Annotated in this window: 8 protein-coding genes; 3 read left to right on the forward strand and 5 right to left on the reverse strand. The window is 66.3% G+C overall.

All coding sequences use genetic code 11. The features are described 5' to 3' along the window. Positions 1 to 120: 120 nt before the first annotated feature. Positions 121 to 2,331 (forward strand): InlB B-repeat-containing protein, encoded by a 2,211-nt coding sequence (locus ABD791_RS08770; protein WP_345064992.1) that lies wholly within the window; start codon positions 121 to 123, stop codon positions 2,329 to 2,331. A 370-nt stretch (positions 2,332 to 2,701) separates the two neighbouring features. Further along, positions 2,702 to 5,413: an InlB B-repeat-containing protein gene (locus ABD791_RS08775; protein ID WP_345064995.1), complete on the forward strand. Its 2,712-nt coding sequence runs from the start codon at positions 2,702 to 2,704 to the stop codon at positions 5,411 to 5,413. 127 nt (positions 5,414 to 5,540) lie between these two features. On the opposite strand, the gene ABD791_RS08780 is transcribed toward ABD791_RS08775, so the two are convergent. Together ABD791_RS08780 and ABD791_RS08785 are read right to left on the reverse strand one after the other, a co-directional pair. After that, positions 5,541 to 6,308, reverse strand: a complete 768-nt coding sequence (locus ABD791_RS08780) for a 3-hydroxyacyl-CoA dehydrogenase (RefSeq protein ID WP_345064998.1) — start codon at positions 6,306 to 6,308, stop codon at positions 5,541 to 5,543. A 2-nt stretch (positions 6,309 to 6,310) separates the two neighbouring features. Continuing rightward, positions 6,311 to 7,519, reverse strand: coding sequence for a thiolase family protein (locus ABD791_RS08785; RefSeq protein WP_345065001.1), 1,209 nt, complete (start codon positions 7,517 to 7,519; stop codon positions 6,311 to 6,313). Between the two features lie 315 nt (positions 7,520 to 7,834). Between ABD791_RS08785 and ABD791_RS08790 the strand changes: the two genes are divergently transcribed. Next, entirely contained in the window at positions 7,835 to 9,868 is a 2,034-nt protein-coding gene (locus ABD791_RS08790; protein WP_345065004.1) for an InlB B-repeat-containing protein, read from the forward strand. 668 nt (positions 9,869 to 10,536) lie between these two features. Here ABD791_RS08790 and ABD791_RS08795 read toward each other — a convergent pair. The 3 genes from ABD791_RS08795 to ABD791_RS08805 form a co-directional block, all read right to left on the reverse strand. Continuing rightward, positions 10,537 to 11,334 (reverse strand): TrmH family RNA methyltransferase, encoded by a 798-nt coding sequence (locus tag ABD791_RS08795; protein WP_345065007.1) that lies wholly within the window; start codon positions 11,332 to 11,334, stop codon positions 10,537 to 10,539. A 307-nt stretch (positions 11,335 to 11,641) separates the two neighbouring features. Then, a complete protein-coding gene (locus tag ABD791_RS08800) occupies positions 11,642 to 13,117 on the reverse strand; it encodes an NAD-dependent succinate-semialdehyde dehydrogenase (protein ID WP_345065010.1) in 1,476 nt (491 codons plus the stop codon). A gap of 352 nt (positions 13,118 to 13,469) precedes the next feature. Beyond that, positions 13,470 to 14,882 carry a pyridoxal phosphate-dependent decarboxylase family protein gene (locus ABD791_RS08805; protein WP_345065013.1) on the reverse strand — a complete coding sequence of 471 codons (1,413 nt, stop codon included), beginning with the start codon at positions 14,880 to 14,882 and terminating at the stop codon, positions 13,470 to 13,472. Between the last annotated feature and the right edge of the window lie 56 nt (positions 14,883 to 14,938).

Raw genomic sequence — 14,938 nt, forward strand, 5'->3', positions numbered from 1 at the left:
ACCGATAGTACCGAGCGACAAGAGCAGAACATTAAGTGAACGTTGCGTACACTAAATGCAACACGCCACGCGCCGGGTACGTCAGTTGCCCGTGCACCCACCGACACAAGGGGTTTCTGGATGAACACGTCCACGCTCGATCACACGCGCCCGACTGCGCGCACCCGTCAACGCCTAGCCCGCGCGGGCGCGCTGCTGATGGCCGGCCTCCTCGCGAGCGGTGCGTTGCTTGCTACCGCCGCACCGGCGCAGGCCACCCCCAATTCGATCACGACGATCGACGGCATCACCTATACCTACGACCCTGTCGCAGCGGAGTCGGGAGCGACCGCATCCGCCTATGACGGCGCGACGCAGGGAACCACGGTGACGATCCCTCGGGTGGTTGCATTCGCGCCTGACGGTCCCACGCTCCCGGTCACAGCCATTGGTGACTTCGCATTTGCGTCACAGGACGAAGACGGCGAGCCACTTCCGGGATTCGAGAAACTGACCGCTGTCGAGATTCCCGACACGATCACCGCCATCGGTGACAGTGCCTTTCTCAGCAACCGCCTCGAAACGTTGAGCCTTCCTGACAGCGTCGCCACAATCGGCGAAATGGCGTTTCTGGACAACAAGCTGACGTCGGTCGACCTTCCGTCAGGTCTGACTGAGATCAACACGGCAGCGTTCGGCATGAACAGCCTGACCGGCATCGACATCCCTGACACGGTGACCCGGATCGGGGAGTCTGCCTTCCTCTACAACGAGCTGCAAGCCCTCGACATCCCCGACTCGGTGATCAGCATCGAGACCCAGGCGTTTCTGAACAACGCGTTGACCTCTCTCACTCTCGGCAATTCGGTTGAATCAATCGGACTCGGCGCATTCATGTGGAATTCTCTCGAGTCGATCGTTATTCCGGCCTCCGTGCACACCATGTTCGGGGTGGCATTCGGTGAGAACAACACGTACTTTCTCACTCGCCCGCTCGCTCCCGACTTTGATCCCGACATTCTGAAGGATGAGGATTCCACGCTCACCAGCGTGACGTTTCTCGGCCGCCCGCCGACCACCTTCGTGCCCACGACCGGCCCGAGCACCCTCCCCAACCCGGACAACGACTATGAGCTCATGGGTTCGCTGGGCTCCGGCACTTCCTTGACCGTGAACTACCCGTATGCCTTCGAAACTGCCGACCCGAGCACCGGCTTCACATCCGGAACCTGGCAGGGCTACGCCAGCGCCGCCTACGCCGCGGTGAGCTTCGAGATGGGCGGGCACGGCGACCAGGCAGCGCCGCAGCGCATCACCGTCGGTCAGACCGCGACGGCTCCTGCGACTGCACCGGAGGGATCCGGCTACACCTTCACCGGCTGGTTCACGGATGCCGCGGCGACGATGGCTTTCAACTTCAGCTCTGTGATCAGCGGAGACACGATCATCTACGCCGGCTGGACGAAGAACCCCGCCCCCACTGCGAACGTGATCTTCTCGATGAACGGTCACGGCGCGCAGGTCGACAGCCAGGCCATAGCGATCGGATCGCTCGCCACCGCGCCGAAAACACCGAGCGCCTCTGGCTACACGTTCACCGGTTGGTTCACCGATGCAGCGGCCACCCAGAAGTTCGACTTCATCACACCGATCAGCGGCACGACCAGCCTCTATGCAGGCTGGACCAAGAATCCTGTTGTCACAACGACTACGGTGAGCTTCGCGATGAACGGTCATGGCAAGCAGATTGCGAGCCAAACCGTCACCCTCGGAAAGCTCGTCACAAAGCCGACCTCACCGAGCGCATCCGGTTATGCCTTCACCGGCTGGTTCACTGACACCAAGGCGACCAAGAAGTTCAGCTTCACCACCAAGATCACCGCCAAGACCACCCTCTACGCCGGCTGGAAGAAAACCGCAGCCGTCACCTTCAACATGAAGGGCCACGGCAAACAGGTCGCCGCCAGAACCGTCATCCTCGGAAAGCTCGTCACGAAGCCGACCTCACCGAGCGCATCCGGCTATGCCTTCACTGGCTGGTTCACCGACACCAAGACGACCAAAAAGTTCAACTTCTCCACGAAGATCACCGGCAAGACCACCCTCTACGCCGGCTGGACGAAAACCGCAACCGTCACCTTCAACATGAAGGGCCACGGCAAGCAGGTCGCAGCCACAACCGTCATCGTCGGAAAGCTCCTCACCAAGCCGACCTCACCGACCGCATCCGGCTACGCCTTCACCGGCTGGTTCACCGACACCAAGACGACCAAAAAGTTCAGCTTCACCACCAAGATCACCGCCAAGACCACCCTCTACGCCGGCTGGAAGAAGAAGCCTTCCGCTCGATAGCAGGTGCTGCGCACTGTGCCCCTCAGCCCCTGTTCACGCAGGGGCGGAGGGGCACTGTCGTCTCCGCAGGATCGGTGACCGTAGGTACGGCTACCAGTGGAACGAAATGCGACGTCTGCCGGCAAGGCGGCGATGCGCATCCACGTCGCCGCGCTGCAGGCGATCGTGAATGGGCTGACCGCACTGATCTTCAGCGTGTGAGACATGCCGCGTGTGGAGGGGCCGCGGTCGCGGCCCGAAGTGGGGGCACCGTTGGTGCACAGAGCCCAAGTTTGGTCGAATTACCCAGCTAGGCTCGATAAGCGCTGTCTGCGCAGCGCTCGGGATTGAACGACGTGCGCGTATTCCTCACAAAAGATTCCGGATGCCCATGCGCACGACACTCGCCACGCCCTCCCGTTCACACCGCGCGCCCCTCCGCCGGGTGCTCGCCGCTGTAGCCACTACGGCAGCACTCCTCGCCGTCAGCTTCGTCATCGCGCCGGGCGCTCCGGCATCCGCCGTCGGCACCGCAACCGACGGCGTCACCGCCACCGACGCTGCCACGCTGGCCGCCGCCTTCGCCGGCGGCGGAGACGTCACCCTCGGAGAAAGCTTCGGAGTCACAGCGGATGACGCACCGATCGTCGTTCCCTCTGGAACGAGCGTCACCCTCAACCTCAACGGGTACGAGCTGACAGTTGCGGGTGCAATAAACCAAGCCGGCATCGGGGTGCCGGATACCGCCACCCTCACCATCACTGACAGCTCCGCCGGCAACGGAATCCTCGCTGCCACCGGCGGCGAAAACGGGGCAGGAATCGGCGGCGGTCAGTACGGGGCTGGCGGAAGTATTGCGATCACCAGCGGCACCGTCACCGCCACCGGGGGCTATGGCGGTGCAGGAATCGGCGGCGGCTATTACGGGGCAGCAGACCGAAACATTACGATCACCAGCGGCATCGTCACAGCCATCGGCGGCGAAAACGGCGCGGGAATCGGCGGCGGCTATGGCGGGGCAGGCGGAAAAATCACGATCGCTAGCGGCACCGTCACCGCCACCGGCGGCCAATACGGCGCAGGTGTCGGCGGTGGGTTTTTCGGGTCAGGCGGAAACATCACGATCGCCGGCGGCACCGTCGTCTCGACCGCCGGTCAATTCGCCGCAGGAATCGGCGGCGGCTATTTCGCGGACGGGAAAGACATCATGATCACCGACAGCACCGTCACCGCCACCGCCGGCGGCCAAAGTGCAGGAATTGGCGGCGGCTATCGCGGGGCAGGCGGAAACATCACGATCACCGACAGCACCGTCACCGCCACCGGCGCTGAATGGGGCGCAGGGATCGGCGGCGGTCAGACCCGGTCAGGCGGAGACCTCACGATCACCGACAGCACCGTAACCGCCACCGGCGGTCTCTTCGCCGCTGGAATTGGCGGAGGCTACGACGGTGCAGGCGGAACCACCGAAATCACCAGCAGCACCGTTACCGCCACCGGCGGCGAAAACGCCGCGGGAATCGGCGGCGGCCAGAACGCGGCAGGCGGAAACACCGTGATCACCGACAGCACAGTCACCGCCACCGGCGGCCGATTCGGCGCGGGAATCGGCGGCGGCTATAACGGCGCAGGCGGAGGCACCGAGATCACCGGCGGCAACGTCACCGGCGGCAACGTCACCGCTACCGGGGGCTATGGCGGTGCAGGAATCGGCGGCGGCTATGGCGGAGCAGGGGCAGCCGTCGTCATCGGGACGGATGCTCGTGTCACCGTCAGCGCATCACCCGTCACTCCGTCCATCGTGATCGGCGCGGGCCAGGGCGGCAGCGGCTTCGGCAGCCTCGCCAACGCCGGCACCCTGACCATTACGGCCGGCAGCACCCTAGTCATCCCGGTTGGCACCACGGTAGCCAACAGCGGTGTGATCCGAAACCAAGGCACGATCGCCGTCAACGGAACAATTACCAACTCCGGAAGCATCATCACCGCGGCCGACAGGGTTACCAGCCCCGTCAACGTGACCGGCCGCAACTACCTGGTCACGTTCGACGGCTCGCCCGGCGACACACCGTCCACTCTCGCTCCCCTGTACGTCTTCTCCACGACTTTCGCCGACGCAGAGCTCGATCTGCCCCCCACTCCAGTCGCGGCCGGGCACAGCTTCGGCGGATGGTTCACGGATGCCGCGCGAAGCATCCCGATGACAACGACGACGGCTCTATCGCCCGACTTCACCGTCTACGCAAAATGGACGACCGACCCACGCACCGTGACGTTCAGTTCCGAGGGCGGAACCGACATCGGCCCCGTCACGACTGATTACGGCACGACGATCACCCCACCCGCCAAGCCGACGCGCACCGGCTACACCTTCGCGGGTTGGTACACGGCGGCCACAAGCGGCTCGGAGTGGGACTTCACTGCCGCAGTGACGACGGATGCGACGGCCTACGCGCACTGGACGGCCGAGAAACGCACGGTCACGTTCAGCTCGCAGGGCGGTAGCGCGGTGAAGGCGATCATCACGAACTACGACACGGTAATCAAGGCACCGAAGTCCACCCGCACCGGCTACGCCTTCAAGGGTTGGTACACGAAGTCCACCGGCGGCAGCGCCTGGAACTTCAACGCCAAGGTGACCAAGAACGCCACCGCGTACGCACACTGGACCGTGCAGAAGCGCACGGTCACGTTCAACGCTCAGGGTGGCAGCAAGGTTGCCACGGCGAGCACGAACTACAACACTGCGATCAAGGCGCCGAAGTCTCCGACGCGCACCGGTTACAGCTTCGCGGGTTGGTACACGAAGTCCACCGGCGGCAGCGCCTGGAAGTTCACCTCGAAGGTGACCGCGAACACCACGGCGTACGCGCACTGGACTGTGTTGAAGAAGAACGTGACGTTCAACACCCAGGGCGGCAGCAAGGTCGCCACGGTGAGCACGAACTACAACACCGCGATCAAGGCGCCGAAGTCGCCCACCCGAAGCGGCTACACCTTCACGGGCTGGTACACGAAGGCGACCGGTGGCAGCGTGTGGAAGTTCACCGCCAAGGTGACGGCGAACACCACGGTCTACGCCCACTGGACGGTAAAGCGGTAACGCTCACCATCTCGGCCCGCACTCCCATCTGGGCGCGGTTTATCCCCGCTGGCGCGCGCTATACCCCGCGCCAGCCGGGATACACCGCGCCCAGCTGAAATCACGATGGCCAGTCCCCAACGAGGGGCTAGCGCGGCTGCATCCGAATCGCCCCATCGAGACGGATCGTCTCCCCGTTCAGCATCGAGTTCTCAACGATGTGGCACACCAACGCCGCATACTCAGAGGGGTCGCCGAGGCGCGACGGATGCGGCACCTGAGCAGCCAGGGAGTCGCGCACCTCCTGCGGCAAACCCTTCAGCATCGGCGTATCGAAGGTGCCAGGGGCGATCGTCATCACCCGAATCAGCGTCTGCGCGAACTCCCGCGCCAACGGCAGCGTCATCGCCGCGACGCCGCCCTTCGACGCCGAGTAGGCGGCCTGCCCGATCTGCCCATCGAAGGCTGCGACCGAGGCCGTGTTGACGATCACACCGCGCTCCGGCGTTTCCCCGATCGGCTTCGTGGCCTGCATCGCCGCGGCGGCCAGCCTGATCACGTTGAAGGTTCCGACCAGGTTGACCCGGATGACGCGCTCGAAGTCCTCGAGCGGGATCGGCCCCTCCCGGCCCACCGTGCGCGCGCCGGGCGCGATGCCGGCGCAATTCACAACGATGCGCAGCGGACCGAACTTGCTCGCCGCATCCACTGCCGCCTGCACATCGGCGGCCTTCGTGACGTCCCCGGCGATGAAACGGGCCCGGCCGCCGAGCGCCTCGACGATCTGCTCACCGGGCGCACCCGGCAGGTCGAGCAACACGACCCACGCGCCGGCATCATGCAGAGCAGTGGCGGTGGCCAAACCGAGGCCTGACGCTCCCCCGGTGACGAGCGCGACGCATCCGTGGATCAACATATCTAAAGCCTTTCGATGATTGTCGCGTTGGCCATGCCGCCGCCTTCGCACATGGTTTGCAGGCCGTAGCGGCCGCCGGTGGCTTCGAGCTCGCCCAGCAGGGTGCCGAGCAGGCGCGTGCCCGACGAACCGAGCGCGTGCCCGAGCGCGATGGCGCCGCCACGCGGGTTGAGTTTGGCGAGGTCGGCGCCGAGCTCACGCTGCCAGACCAGCGGCACGCAGGCGAAGGCCTCATTGACTTCGTAGGCGTCGAGATCGTCGATGCTGAGACCGGCCCGATCCAGGATGCGTCGGGTCACCGGGATCACGCCGGTCAGCATGAGCAGCGGGTCGCTTCCGGTGACGGCGAAACTGTGGAAGCGTGCGCGTGGGGTGAGCCCGAGCTGTTCGGCCCTGGTGGCGCTCATGATCAGAGTGGCGGACGCGCCGTCGGTGAGCGGCGAGGAATTGCCTGGCGTGATCTGCCAGTCGAGGTCGGGGAAGCGGTGGGAGTCTCTCTCACTGTAGAAAGCGGGTTTCAACCCGGCCAGTGACTCGACGGTGGTGCCGGCGCGGATCGTCTCGTCGGCGGTGACCACGACGCCCTCTGGGGTGGTGACTGCGAGGAGCTCTCGGTCGAAATCGCCACGGTCCGCAGCCGCGGTGGCGAGCTGGTGGGAGCGAGCGGCGAACGCGTCGAGTTCGTCGCGACTGAGGCCCCACTCCTGGTTGATCAGTTCGGCGGACACTCCCTGGTTGACCAGCCCCTTCGGGTAGCGCTCGTGCATGAGCGAGCCGAACGGGTCTGGTCGCTGCTCGCCCTGGCCGGCGCTCTGGCCGAGGGAGGAGCCGAGCGGAACCCTGCTCATCGATTCGACTCCGCAGGCGATCACCACGTCATACGCGCCGGCGATCACCCCCTGTGCGGCGAAGGTCGCGGCCTGCTGGCTCGAGCCGCACTGGCGGTCGATGGTGGTGCCCGGCACCGAATCCGGAAAGCCAGCGCTGAGCAGCGCGGTGCGCGTGATGTTGTAACTCTGCTCGCCGACCTGGCTGACGCATCCGCCGATCACGTCGTCGACGAGGGCCGGGTCGAGGTCGTTGCGGGCGACCAGCTCGCCGAGAACTCCGGCGAGGAGGTCGGCCGGATGCACAGTGGAGAGTGCGCCGCCCGGTTTTCCCCGGCCTGACGGCGTGCGCACCACATCGACAATGACGGCATCGTTGCTCATGGCTCCAGCGTAGGCTCTGGGGCTGTTTCTGGCCGTGCGAATGTGGCTGTCGGCGACGAGAGTGTGGCTAACTCCGGCAATCCTGCCCCGGCCGTTCAAACAGGCCGCGGAGCAGTGCGGAAGCACCGATTCTCCAGCCAGGATTGCCGGAGTTAGCCACACCCCGAGCAGGGGTCGACCCACCGGGTGGCCGCGATTCACGCGAGAAATCGAACCGGTTCTTCCCCAGAACTGGGGCCAGCACGGGCCCGCTGTGCGCGGGGTCGCGCCGATACCCTGTGAGTACATACTTCGCACCTCTGGGGGAATTCACCGATGATTACCGCTCGACGTCACGCGCCTGCCCGCGCTCCGCACGCATCCGTTGGTCGAACAGCGGCAACCCTTGCCGCCACAGCGGCACTACTCGCGTTCAGCTTCACCGCTGCTCCGGTGCCGACCGCGTCTGCGGCGACCCTGACCGTGACGACCGCCGCCGACCTGGCGAATGCCTTTTCGACGGCCAGCGCGACGGATGTCGTCACACTCGGGGCCACTATCGACATTGTCTCAGCGGGTCCCGCTCTCGCCGTGCCCAGCGGCCACGCCGTCACGCTCGACTTGAACGGTCAGAAACTGACGGTCGCCGGCGGATATATGCTCGCTGCGATCGGAGTGCCCGCGGGTACCACGTTGGTCATCACCGACGGGGGAACGGGCGGTTCACTCGATGCCACTGGCGGAGAGGGCGGCGCCGGAATCGGCGGCGGACTCTTTGAGGCCGGCGGCGCTGTCACGATTAACAGCGGAACAGTGGCCGCGCAGGGAGGAGATTTCGCTGCCGGAATCGGCGCCGGATTCGCCGCCGGCGGCGGAACCACCACGATCACCGGCGGGACCGTCACTGCAGAGGGCGGAGAGAGCGGCGCAGGAATCGGCGGCGGCTTAGATGGCGACGGCGGGACAACCATCGTCAGTGCAGGAACCGTCACCGCAGTGGGCGGAGACTTGGGTGCCGGAATCGGCGGCGGGAGTGAAGGCGACGGCGGAACCACCACGATCACCGGCGGGACCGTCAGCGCTGAAGCAGGAACCTACAGCGCCGGAATCGGAGGCGGCCGGTTGGGCGCGGGAGGAACCACCACCATCACCGGAGGAGTGGTGACGGTCGACGGCGGTCTCGAAGGTGCGGCTATCGGTGGCGGCAGCCTCGGCAACGGCGGCACGGTGACCATCGGAACCGGGGCCCAGGTCACGGTCTCCGCAGACCCCACAGCCGACTCCTTTCTGATCGGCGGCGGCTCGGGCGCGTCTGACTTCGGCTCGCTCTCGAATGCTGGATCGCTGACGATCACGTCCGGTAGCACCCTTGTTATTCCCACGGGCACCACCGTGCTGAACTCTGGCACCATTGTGAACGCCGGAGCGATTGACGTCCTCGGGGCGATCACCAACACCGGCGCGATCGTCAACACCGGCTCGGTCGCCGGGGAGCTCCGCATCACCGTGAACAACTTCGTGCTCTCCTTCGACATCACGGCGAGCCCCGACGTCGCTGCACTGCCGATCCCTTCACTGCGCGTGTATGCCAGTACTCTTGCCGCGGCACAGCTCACCCTTCCGACGCAACCCGTGGTCGCGCACCACAGCTTCAACTGGGTCACGGATGCCGCACCCCCCGTCGTCATGACGCCCACGACGGTTCTGACCGGTGATCTCACCCTCTACGCTGCGTGGACCCTCGACAGCCACACCGTCACCTTCGATGCGCAGGGCGGCAGCGCTGTCGCATCCGTCACTGCCGACTACGACACCCGGATCACCGCACCCGCCGACCCGACCCGCACCGGGTACACCTTTGACGGCTGGTCAACGGATGCCGACGGCACCGACCCCTGGAACTTCGCCACGTCGACCGTGACCGCGTCCACCACGCTCTACGCGCAGTGGACGATCGACACCTACGCCGTCACGTTCGACTCGCAGGGCGGCAGTGCGATCAAGTCGATCACGGCCGACTTCGACACTCCCATCACCGAACCCCGCGCGCCAACCCGCACCGGATTCACCTTCGACGGCTGGTTCACTGCGGCGAATGGCGGCTCAGCTTGGGACTTCGCCGACACCGTGACCGACGACCTGACTCTCTACGCCCAGTGGACCGCGGTCGCAGTGGTCACCCCGCCGACCTCGACGCCGACTCCGACTCCGACAGCCGTTCCCGCACCGAGCGGCACGCCGAAACCTGCTGCCCCGTCGCTCGCGTCGACCGGGTTTGACGGTGGCGCCGCCGGTCTCGGCGCGCTCGTTCTCGTCGTCGCTGGCCTGGCCGGTCTGATCGTGCGCCGCCGACGTGTCGGTGACGTGTAGCCGAACAACCGGGTGACCATTTCGTTGATCGAGGAGCGGCCGACGCAGGCGGTCGCGTCTCTGAGGTATATGGGCCATTTCGTTGATCGAGGAGCGCGCGACGAAGGCGCGTCTATTAGGTATATCGGCCATTTCGTTGATCGAGGAGCGCGCGACGAAGGCGCGTCTATTAGGTATATCGGCCATTTCGTTGATCGAGGAGCGCGCGAGCTTGCGAGCACGCGTCTCGAGATCTCGCGAGCCAATCCTTGAACTCGGGTTGCGTTTGAACGTCGGCTCGCGAGTCTCGAGACACTCGCTGGCGCTCGCTCCTCGACCAACGAGATGGTGATATTCGTCCACCACCATGCCGCGCAGCGGCCCGGAAGCTCGAGACCGGGCCAGCTGATCTCTTGACTCGGGTTGCGTTTGAACGTCGGCTCGCGAGGTCTCGAGACACTCGCTGGCGCTCGCTCCTCGACCAACGAAATGGTCAAATTCGTCCACCACAATGCCGCGCAGCGGCCCCACAGCTCAAGATCTCGCGAGCCGATCCTTGAACTGAGGTTGCGTTTGAACGTCGGCTCGCGAGGTCTCGAGACACTCGCTGGCGCTCGCTCCTCGACCACCGAAATGGTGATATTCGTCCACCACGAAGATTGGCCGGCCACCTCGACCAACGAGATAGGTCAGGCCGAGAGCGCCCACATCGCAACCGCGCTGGCGGCGGCCACGTTGAGCGAGTCGATCCCGTGCATCATCGGGATCTGCACCACGGTGTCCGACGCGGCGAGGGCGTCGTCGGTCAGGCCGGGACCCTCGGCTCCGAGCACCAGCGCGAGCTTCTCGTAGCCGGTGGCCTGAAAATCGCGCAGGCTCACCGCATCCGGAGTCAGGGCGAGCGCTGCAACGTGAAAGCCGTGCCGGGTCAACAGTTCGCGGGTTGACGCCCAGTCGCCGGTGCGGGTCCACGGAACCTGCAGCACCGTGCCCATCGAGACGCGGATGGCCCGCCGGTAGAACGGGTCGGAGCAGCGCGGGGTGACCAGGACCGCATCGGCGCCGATGGCGCCTGCCGAACGGAAGATCGCGCCCACATTGGTGGGGTCGGCCACGTTCTCGAGGATCACGATGCGGCGGGCGCCGTCGAGCAACTCATCGAGATCGGGCAAAGCCGGCCGGTGCATCGAGGCGATCAGGCCGCGGTGCAGGATGTACCCGGTCAGCTCGGCGAGGAGCTCCCCCGGCCCCGAGAAAATGGGCACGTCGTCGCCGACGAGCGCGATGGCCTCGTCGACGGTGCCGCCCAGGGCGAGAACCGAACGCGGCCGGTGCCCTGCGCGTAGCGCCCGCTCCAGCACGAGCGCCGACTCGGCCAGGTAGAGACCGTGCTCGGTGCTGCTCGCCTTCTTGAGTGCGACATCCGTCAGGTGCGAGTAGTCGCCCAATCGTGGATCGCTGAGGTCGGAAATCTCGATGACGGGCATCCGTCGATCTTATCGAGCGCCCCGAAATCCCTCGCCAGACTCCGGCACACGCAGCTCGCGCGTGCGCTCAAATCGTCGCCAGATGTAGACGAAGGCGACGATTCAGGCGCACGCGCGGAAGGAGAGGAAGAAAGACGCGACCACGCGTGCGCTCAAATCGTCGCCAACCAGCGGGTCGAGGCGACGATTCAAGCGCACGCGCCGAAAACTGGCGCAACGCGCAACGCGAGACGCGCAACGCGCAACGCGCGACGCGCGACGCGCGACGCGCGACGCGTGAAACGCGAGCGACGGGCGAGAAAAAGCGCTAGACCGCGAACGGATCAGGCGTCAGCGTGTACTTCGTCGACAGATACTCGTGGATCCCCTCGAAGCCACCCTCGCGCCCCAGACCCGACTGCTTGACCCCGCCGAACGGTGCTGCCGCGTTGGAGATGACGCCCATGTTCAGGCCCATCATCCCGGTCTGCAGGCGCTCGATCATGCGCTGGCCGCGGGCGAGATCGTTCGTGTAGACGTAGCTGACCAGGCCGTATTCGGTGTCGTTCGCGAGCCGCACCGCGTCGTCTTCATCGGTGAAGGAGGCGATGGCGAGCACCGGTCCGAAGATCTCTTCGCGCAGGATGCTGCTGCCCGCGATGACGCCACTGATCACGGTGGGCTGGTAGAAGGTTCCCTCTCCGGCGATGGCCGATCCGCCGGTGAGCAGCGTCGCCCCGCGACCGACGGCATCCTGAACCAGCTCGTCAGCCTTGGCGACCGCCTTGTCGTTGATCAGTGGGCCGATGGTGACACCGTCTTCGGTGCCGCGGCCGATCGCGAACCCGTTGACTCGCTCGGTGACCCGGCGGGCGAACTCGTCGGCGATCGACTCGTGCACGATGAACCGGTTGGCGGCGGTGCAGGCCTGGCCGACGTTGCGGAACTTGGCTGCGATGGCCCCGTCGACGGCCTTGTCGAGGTCGGCGTCTTCGAAGACGACGAAGGGTGCGTTGCCGCCGAGCTCCATCGAGGTGCGCAGCACGCCCTGGGCCGACTGGCGAATGAGCGCCTGGCCGACCGGGGTCGACCCGGTGAAGCTGAGCTTGCGCAGGCGCGGGTCGGCGATGATCGGGTCGGAGACGGCGCCGGAGGTCGAGGTGGTGATCACGTTGACGACACCGGCCGGAAGCCCTGCCTCTTCGAGAAGCGCGACGAACAGCAGGGTGGTCAGCGGGGTGAGCGAGGCCGGCTTCACGACAACCGTGCAGCCGGCGGCGAGCGCCGGCGCGATCTTGCGGGTCGCCATGGCGAGCGGAAAGTTCCACGGGGTGATCAGAAAGCACGGGCCAACCGGCACCTGGGTGACGATCATGCGCCCGGTACCCTCTGGATTGGTGCCGTAACGGCCGGTGATGCGCACCGCCTCCTCGCTGAACCAGCGCAGGAACTCGCCGCCATAGGCGACCTCACCCAGTGCTTCGGCGAGCGGCTTGCCCATCTCGAGCGTCATCAGCAGGGCGAAGTCCTGTTTGCGTTGCTGCATCAGGTCGAAGGCACGGCGCAGAATCTCACCGCGCGCGCGGGGCGGTGTCGCGGCCCAACTATCCTGTGCGGCCACCGCGGCATCGAGCGCGGCGGCCCCGTCTTCGACGCTGGCGTCGGCGATCGACTTGATCGTCTTGCCCGTTGCCGGGTCAATGACCGCAATCGAACGCCCCGAGCTGCCGGCGACCCACTGGCCACCAATGAACAACTTGTCGGGAACGCGGGCCAACAGTTCGGTTTCGCGTGACTCACTCACGGGGACTCCTTCATCGTCTTTAATGATCCGGTTCGAGCATAACGACAGCGGCTTCGCGGCGAGTGCGCATCGGCAGGTTCGCGCGCACGGGGGCAATCCGCGTGCGCGGGCGGTCAACGGATGCGGCGCAACGAGCCGCGGGGTCGCATCCGTCGCGACGCGGGTCGGGCCCGCCACGCGCGCTGACCCGCCCCAACCTCTGGCGCGGGGTATCCCCGCTGGCGCGCGCTCTACCCCGCGCCCACCGGGATACCCCGCGCCGAGACCGCGCCGAGACCGCGATGGGTCGCGACGTGCACGAGCGGGCGCAGACGGTCACTGGCTGCGAGCCGGAGGCAGCAGCGCTGGGCAATCACATCGTGTCGAGGATGCCCGTGAGCTGGTCCAGCGTCGTCATCGGGTTCAGGATCGCGAAGCGCGTGTTGGTGCGTCCGGCATGCGAACTGGGGGTCACGAACGCGCGTTGCTCGCCCAGAAGCCGGGCCGACCATCTCTCATAGTCGGCGGGAAGCCATCCGTCTCGCTCGAACACCACCACCGACAATTGCGGCTGGCGCACGAGCCGGAGGTGCGGGCGGCGCTCGATCTCGTGCGCGATCTCCCGCGCGAGCCGGAGCGCCGCGGTGATGGCCTCGCGATAGGCGCCGGCGCCGTAGGTAGCCAGCGAGAACCACAACGGCAGCCCGCGTGCGCGTCGGGTGAGATGCGCTGCGTAGTCGGAGGGGCTCCAGTCGGAGGTCTGCGTGAGCGTGTCGAGGTACTCGGCGTGCTGGGTGTGCGCCTGGCGGCCGGCCTCAGGGTCTCGGTAAATGAGGGCGCAGGCGTCGAACGGAGCGAACAGCCACTTGTGCGGGTCGACGATCACGGAGTCGGCATGCTCGACGCCGGCGAAGAGCGGTCGCGCGAGCGGGGAGAGCATCGCCGCCAGTCCGTAGGCGCCGTCGACGTGGAGCCAAAAGTCAAACTCGCCCTTGAGCGCGGCGATCGAGGCGACGTCGTCGACGATTCCGAAGTTGGTCGAACCGGCGGTTGCGACGACGGCGAACACCGAGCCGGCGTGCTCCTCCAGTGCCGCCCGCACTCCCTCGCTGCCGAGAGAGCCGGTGTCCCGTGGCTCGACCGGAACGACGTCGACGTCCATGACCTGCGCCGCCGAGGCGATAGAGGAGTGTGCTTCGGCGCTGCAGACGATCATCCAGCGCGCCGGCATCGCAGCCCCTGACTCGCGCACCCGGCGACGGGCGTGCTCGCGGGCGGCGACGAGGGCCGAGAGGTTTCCGAGTGTGCCGCCCTGCACGAACACCCCTCCAGCGGTCGCCGGCAGTCCGAACTCGTGGGCCAGCCAGGTCAGAGCCTGGTTCTCCGCGTACACCGCACCTGATCCCTCGAGCCAGGATCCGCCGTAGACTGCGCTGGCCGAAACAACGAGGTCGAACGCTGTTGCCGCCTTCCTCGGAGCCGTCGGAATGAACGAGAGATACTGCGGATGGTCGGTGGTGATGCAGGCGGGCGCCAGCACGTTCTCGAATAAGGCCAGCGCCGAGCTCGCCCCGATGCCCTCTTCGGTGAGTGCGCCGGCGGCGAGCCGGTCGAGCTCGGCTTCGGTCTCTGGCTTGTCGAGTGGAGTGTCGCTCGCGAGCATCCGGCGGCGCGAGTAGTCGAGCACCAGGTCGACGAGCTCCGTGTTCTCCGGGGAGACGGAATGCATCCGGCTCGGGTTGCGTGCGGCCGCGTTGCCCGGCGAGCTGTGATTTTCTCGAGTCATCGGTCTGCACCCTTCATCGGCCCCATCGCCCGTCAGGCCGACTGTACTTCACCCGC

This window comes from Glaciibacter kafniensis, from assembly GCF_039538945.1.
In the GTDB taxonomy this organism is placed as follows: domain Bacteria; phylum Actinomycetota; class Actinomycetes; order Actinomycetales; family Microbacteriaceae; genus Cryobacterium; species Cryobacterium kafniensis.

Excerpts from the sequence above, each read along its gene's own strand:
- ABD791_RS08775 (WP_345064995.1), top strand. The coding sequence starts at position 2,702 with ATGCGCACGACACTCGCCACGCCCTCCCGTTCACACCGCGCGCCCCTC.
- ABD791_RS08780 (WP_345064998.1), bottom strand. The coding sequence starts at position 6,308 with ATGTTGATCCACGGATGCGTCGCGCTCGTCACCGGGGGAGCGTCAGGC.
- ABD791_RS08785 (WP_345065001.1), bottom strand. The coding sequence starts at position 7,519 with ATGAGCAACGATGCCGTCATTGTCGATGTGGTGCGCACGCCGTCAGGC.
- ABD791_RS08790 (WP_345065004.1), top strand. The coding sequence starts at position 7,835 with ATGATTACCGCTCGACGTCACGCGCCTGCCCGCGCTCCGCACGCATCC.
- ABD791_RS08795 (WP_345065007.1), bottom strand. The coding sequence starts at position 11,334 with ATGCCCGTCATCGAGATTTCCGACCTCAGCGATCCACGATTGGGCGAC.
- ABD791_RS08805 (WP_345065013.1), bottom strand. The coding sequence starts at position 14,882 with ATGACTCGAGAAAATCACAGCTCGCCGGGCAACGCGGCCGCACGCAAC.
- ABD791_RS08770 (WP_345064992.1), top strand. The coding sequence starts at position 121 with ATGAACACGTCCACGCTCGATCACACGCGCCCGACTGCGCGCACCCGT.